The sequence below is a fragment of the Nocardioides sp. genome, assembly GCF_024509035.1.
Lineage (GTDB): Bacteria > Actinomycetota > Actinomycetes > Propionibacteriales > Nocardioidaceae > Nocardioides.
In genome coordinates, this window is the sequence record NZ_JANINT010000060.1 from 1 (window position 1) to 3,685 (window position 3,685).

Genomic DNA, 3,685 nt, shown 5'->3' on the forward strand with positions numbered 1-3,685 from the left:
GGAACGGGCGGCGCATCCGTTGCCGCGACCGCAGCCAGACGCCGACGGGCCAGGATATCGTGAAGCAGGCCAACGCCAGCAGCACGATCGTGGGTCCGGGGACGACGGTGGTGTCCTCGGGAGCGGCGGCCGAGATCAGCAGGCCGCCGACCGCGGCCAGCGTGCCGAGCGCCATGGCCGCGAGCAGGGTGCCGCGGAAGGACCGGGTGAGCTGCTGGGCGGTCGCGACCGGCACGACCATCAGGGCCGAGACCAGCAGCAGGCCGACCGTCCGCATGGCGACGCTGACGCTGACGGCGGCCAGCACCGCGACCAGCACGTTGTAGACGCGGATGTTGAGCCCGGCGACCCGGGCGAACTCCTGGTCCTGGGCCACCGCGAACAGCTGGGGAGCGAGCCCGATGCCGAGCAGTGCCACGACCCCGGCGAGCACCATCGTCACCACCACGTCGGTGACCGACATCGTGGTGATCGAGCCGAACAGGTAGGTCTGCAGCGTCGCACCGCTCTGGCCGGCGAGCCCGGTGATGAGCACACCTCCGGCCAGGCCGCCGTAGAACAGCAGGGCCAGGGCGACGTCTCCGTTGGCGTGGCCACGCTCGCGGATGACCTCGATGAGGATCGCACCGAGCACCGAGACCACGACGGCCGTCCAGACGGGGGAGGTCCCGGTCAGCAGGCCGAGGGAGACGCCGGTGACCGCGACGTGCCCGATGCCGTCGCCCATCAGCGCCAGGCGGCGCTGCACCAGGTACGTCCCGACGACGGGGGCGGCCAACCCGGTGAAGAGCGCGGCGATGAGCGCCCGCTGCATGAACGGCAGGCTGAGCAGGTGGAGGTAGTCGTTCACCGGGTCTCCCGCCCGTCCTGGTCGAGCGGCGCGGCGACGTGGGGGGCGTGGTCGTGGCGGGCGGGGTCACCGTGGTGGTGACCGTGCCCGCCCTGGTCGACGTGGTCGACGTGCACCATCGCGAGGTCGGGCTGGTGCACCTGGTCGTGGGTCAACGGCGGCCCGTCGTAGCTGATCCGGCCGTCGCGCATCACGACCGCGCGGTCGACCAGTGGCGCGAGCGGACCGAGCTCGTGGGCGACCAGCACGATGGTCGCCCCGCGCTGCGAGAGGGTGCGCAGGCTGTCGGCGAGCATCAGCTGGTTGGGCAGGTCGACGCCGGCGGTCGGCTCGTCGAGGAAGAACAGCTCGGGGTCGCCCGCGAGCGCCCGGGCGATGAGCACCCGCTGCTGCTGGCCGCCCGAGAGGGTGGACACGCCGTCGCCGGCCCGGTCGGCGAGCCCGACCACCTCGAGGGCGTCGGCGATCGCGGTCCGGTCCCGGCGGCCCAGGGGCCGGAACAGGCGGCGGTGGGTGAGGCGGCCGGACGCGACCACCTCCCAGACCGAGGCGGGGATGCCGGACGCGGCGCTGCCGCGCTGGGGCACGTAGCCGACCCGGCGCCAGTCGTGGAAGTCGCCGTACGGCGACCCGAACAGCCGCAGGCTGCCGTTGGCCAGCGGGTGGAGCCCGGTGAGCGCGCGGACCAGCGTCGACTTGCCCGACCCGTTGGCGCCCATCAGCGCGAGGAACTCGCCTGCGGAGACCGTCAGGTCGATGCCGCGCAGGATCGGCCGGCCGCCGATCGAGACGGCGCCGCCGGTCAGCTCGATGACGGGACCGGTCACCGGTGTCGAGGGGCTCAACAGCCGTTCGCCTTCTCCAGGGCGGCGAGGTTGGCACGCATGAGGGAAAGGTAGTCCTCGTCGGCGGTGCGGCCGGTGAGGCCTTCGATCGGGTCGAGGACGGCGCTCTCGGCGCCGGTGGCCTCGGCGAGGGAGTCGGCGGCCTTGGCGCTGACGATCGTCTCGGAGAACACCGTCGTGACCCCGTCGTCGTGGATCAACCGCTGCAACCGCGCCAGGTCGGAGGGCGTCGGCTCGGCCTCGGGGGAGAGGCCGACGATCGCCTCCATGTCGAGGCCGTAGCGCTGCAGGTAGCCGAACGCGTCGTGGCTGACCACCACGGTCGTCCGCGTGCAGCCGGCGAGGCCGCTGGTGTACTGCCGGTCGAGCTCGCGCAGGTCGGACACGAGGTCGGCGGCGTTGGCGGAGTAGTCCTCGGCGTGGTCGGGGTCGAGGTCCGCGAGCTGGTCGGCCACGGCCTCGGCGACGTCGGCGACCAGGAGCGGGTCGAGCCAGAAGTGCGGGTCGAGCTCGTCGGAGTCGACGCCGTGGTCGCGGAAGGACGTCAGATCGACGACGTCGGCGGCGTCGAGGAGGTCGCCCCGGGCGGTCTCGTCGACCGCGGCGTCGACCGCCGGCTGGAACCCCTTCTCGTAGAGGACCAGGTCGGCCTCGGTGATCTCGGCGGTCACCGTGACCGAGGGCTCCAGGTCGTGCGGCTCACCGCCCGGGGTGGTCAGGTTCGTGACGTCGACGTGGTCGCCGCCGACGCGCTCGGCCACGTAGGCGAGGGGGTAGAACGCCGCCGCGACCTGGACCCCGTCCACCGGGCCGTTGCCGGGGGAGGAGTCGTCGGTGAACGCCGCGCACCCCGTCAGCGCCAGGACCGGGAGGGCAGCGAGGGCGACAAGCTTGTTCATGAGAACGATTCTCAACCTAGTTGAGAACCGTTGTCAACTCGGCCGCGCGTAGGATCGGCGGGTGCTCGTCGTGAACAGGTTCCGCGTCCCGGTCGGCGATGGTGAGTCCTTCCGGGCCGGCCTCGTGACCGCGCACGAGACGCTCGCGGCGTGCGCCGGCTACGTCGGCGGCGAGATCGGTCGCAACGTCGACGACCCCGAGCTGTGGGTGCTCACCACGCGCTGGGCCGACGTGGGCAGCTACCGGCGGGCGCTCTCGACGTACGACGTCAAGCTGCACGCGGTCGCGGTCCTCAGCCGGGCGCTGGACGAGCCGTCGGCCTACGAGGCCGCCGGGCCGGGCACCACCCTCAATGTCGCCGCGCCTCGGTCGTTAGGCTGAGCCGCTCGGAGCCGTTCCGAGCCGTACCGAGCATCGACCCTGACCGGCAGCCAGCCGGCCGAGACCCAGGAGTTCCATCGTGGCCAAGCCGCCGCCGTCCACCGTCGACCACGTCGTCTCCCTCGCCAAGCGCCGGGGCTTCGTCTACCCGTGCGGCGAGATCTACGGCGGCACCCGCTCCGCCTGGGACTACGGCCCGCTCGGCGTCGAGCTCAAGGAGAACATCAAGCGCCAGTGGTGGAAGTCGATGGTCACCATGCGCGACGACATGGTGGGCCTGGACTCCAGCATCATCCTGCCCCGCCAGGTCTGGCAGGCCAGTGGCCACGTCGACACGTTCACCGACCCGCTGACCGAGTGCCAGTCGTGCCACAAGCGGTTCCGCGCCGACCACCTGCAGGAGGAGGTCGCGGAGAAGAAGGGTCTCGACAACCCCGACGACGTCGATCTCAAGACCGTCGCCTGCCCCAACTGCGGCACCCGCGGCGCGTGGACCGAGCCGCGTCAGTTCTCCGGCCTGCTCAAGACCTATCTCGGCGTCATCGAGAACGACGAGGGCCTGCACTACCTGCGCCCCGAGACCGCCCAGGGCATCTTCATCAACTTCGCCAACGTTGTGACCTCGAGCCGGCAGAAGCCCCCGTTCGGCATCGCCCAGATCGGCAAGAGCTTCCGCAACGAGATCACGCCGGGCAACTTCATCTTCCGC

At 71.7% G+C, this 3,685-nt stretch carries 5 protein-coding genes; 2 read left to right on the forward strand and 3 right to left on the reverse strand.

Going from position 1 to position 3,685, the window contains the following annotated elements:
• The 3 genes from Q0L15_RS05495 to Q0L15_RS05505 form a co-directional block, all read right to left on the reverse strand.
• Nucleotides 1–850, reverse strand: an 850-nt coding sequence (locus Q0L15_RS05495; RefSeq protein ID WP_296602814.1) for a metal ABC transporter permease, incomplete at its 3' end; no start/stop codon positions are given.
• Complete coding sequence (locus tag Q0L15_RS05500) at nt 847–1,695, reverse strand: ABC transporter ATP-binding protein (RefSeq protein ID WP_296602816.1); 849 nt, start codon at nt 1,693–1,695, stop codon at nt 847–849. The genes Q0L15_RS05495 and Q0L15_RS05500, both read right to left, overlap by 4 nt.
• Nucleotides 1,692–2,594: a metal ABC transporter substrate-binding protein gene (locus Q0L15_RS05505; protein WP_296602817.1), complete on the reverse strand. Its 903-nt coding sequence runs from the start codon at nt 2,592–2,594 to the stop codon at nt 1,692–1,694. Before Q0L15_RS05505 ends, Q0L15_RS05500 begins: the two co-directional genes overlap by 4 nt.
• A 61-nt stretch (nt 2,595–2,655) precedes the next feature.
• Between Q0L15_RS05505 and Q0L15_RS05510 the strand changes: the two genes are divergently transcribed.
• Both Q0L15_RS05510 and glyS read left to right on the forward strand, forming a co-directional pair.
• Entirely contained in the window at nt 2,656–2,976 is a 321-nt protein-coding gene (locus tag Q0L15_RS05510; protein ID WP_296602818.1) for an antibiotic biosynthesis monooxygenase family protein, read from the forward strand.
• Nucleotides 2,977–3,055: 79 nt separating this feature from the next.
• Nucleotides 3,056–3,685 (forward strand): glycine--tRNA ligase (gene glyS, locus Q0L15_RS05515; RefSeq protein ID WP_296602820.1); only part of this gene is annotated, 630 nt, incomplete at its 3' end.

Coding starts and splice junctions, on each gene's coding strand:
- Q0L15_RS05505 (WP_296602817.1), bottom strand. CDS start 2,594: ATGAACAAGCTTGTCGCCCTCGCTGCCCTCCCGGTCCTGGCGCTGACG.